Genomic DNA, 1,505 nt, shown 5'->3' with positions numbered 1-1,505 from the left:
GGTGGATGGTGGTCTTGGACCCCGTGTTGCCCAGCGCCACCCGGACCGCGTCCACGGACGGATGCGTGCCCGTGGCGCGCAGGCGATCGCGGGCACGTTGCACATCGGTTTTGTACAGCCCGGACCTTGCCATCCGGCACTCCACGTATTTCGTAACGTATTACATACCATGTAATTACATACTCCTCAATACATTAAATGGGCCGTCGATAGGCGTTGAGCTCACGCTGGATAATGTTGAATTATCCCGCCTTATTCGGAATTTTCGGCTACAGTCGCCATGCGGCCGTACGAAACGGCGGTTCGGAGCGACGCGGTGAGCTCGGTCAAGCAGTATCTGGAAGCGGCAACCCGCGCCAACACCGAGCGCGCGTATGCAGGGGCGATCCGTCACTTCGAGGTCGAGTGGGGTGGTCATCTGCCGGCGACCGCGGAGCAGGTGGCGCGCTACTTGGCCGCCTACGCCGGGCAACTCGCGCTCAACACACTCAGGCACCGGCTCGCAGCACTGGCGCAGTGGCACCAGGTGCACGGCTTTGTCGACCCGACCCGGGCGCCGGTGGTGCGCCAAGTGCTCAAGGGCATCCAGACCCTGCACCCGAGCGTCGAAAAACGCGCCACGCCCCTGCAACTCGCCCAGCTGGGCCAGGTCACGACATGGCAGGAAGACGCTGCGGCTGCGGCCCAGTCTCGCGGCGATCGCGCCGCAGAACTGCGGCATCTGCGCGATCGCGCCTTGCTGCTGCTCGGCTTCTGGCGCGGCTTCCGCGGCGATGAACTCACCCGCCTCCAGGTGAACCACCTGCGCCTGGTGCCGGGCGAAGGCATGACCTGCTTCCTGCCGCACAGCAAGAGCGATCGCCAGCACGCCGGCACCACCTACAAGGTCCCGGCGCTGTCGCGCTGGTGCCCGGTGGCTGCGACGTCGCGCTGGATCGCGGTGGCCGCGTTGACCGACGGCCCGGTGTTCCGTGCAATCGACCAGTGGGGTGGTCTCGCCGACACCGCCTTGCACCCCAATAGTCTGGTGCCGCTGCTCCGGCGCATCTTCGGTGAGGCCGGCTTGGCGTCACCGAACACCTACAGTGGGCATTCGTTGCGGCGCGGCTTCGCCGGCTGGGCCAACGCCAACGGCTGGGACGTGAAGGCCCTGATGGAATACGTCGGCTGGCGCGATGTGCACTCGGCGATGCGTTACATCGATGGGGGCGATCCTTTCGCACGCCGGCGCATCGAAGCCAGTCTGCCGGAAGCGCCCGCGCTGCCAAGGCCTGCAACGACCTGAGGGGCTGGATGGCGTCGATCGAACGGACCGCATACCCGCAGTTCAAGCGCAACCCGGTCGTCCGCGAACTGGTTGCGGCCTACACGCCAACCGACGCTGAGGTGGCCTTCGTTGCCGAGTACACCCGGCAGCCTGCGCACCGCCTGACGCTGACGATCCTGCTCAAGACCTTCCAACGGCTGGGGTATTTCCCCGTGTTGGACGAAGTCCCGCCGGCGGT

2 protein-coding genes and 1 pseudogene are annotated in these 1,505 nt (G+C 66.0%); 2 read left to right on the top strand and 1 reads right to left on the bottom strand.

Annotated elements, in window-relative coordinates; all coding sequences use genetic code 11:
* Positions 1-133 (bottom strand): DNA-binding protein (locus XarbCFBP7408_RS21920; protein WP_181123329.1); only part of this gene is annotated, 133 nt, incomplete at its 3' end.
* A gap of 183 nt (positions 134-316) precedes the next feature.
* On the opposite strand from XarbCFBP7408_RS21920, the pseudogene XarbCFBP7408_RS21915 reads away from it, so the two are divergent.
* Both XarbCFBP7408_RS21915 and XarbCFBP7408_RS21910 read left to right on the top strand, forming a co-directional pair.
* Positions 317-1,273, top strand: a pseudogene (locus tag XarbCFBP7408_RS21915) (site-specific integrase); the annotation flags it as partial.
* Between the two features lie 20 nt (positions 1,274-1,293).
* Positions 1,294-1,505, top strand: a 212-nt coding sequence (locus XarbCFBP7408_RS21910) for a DUF4158 domain-containing protein (RefSeq protein ID WP_146093830.1), incomplete at its 3' end; no start/stop codon positions are given.

Origin of the sequence: Xanthomonas arboricola pv. guizotiae (assembly GCF_002940205.1) — a bacterium.
GTDB classification, from domain to species: Bacteria; Pseudomonadota; Gammaproteobacteria; order Xanthomonadales; family Xanthomonadaceae; genus Xanthomonas; species Xanthomonas arboricola_C.
This window is presented reverse-complemented; position numbering and strand designations above follow the sequence as displayed.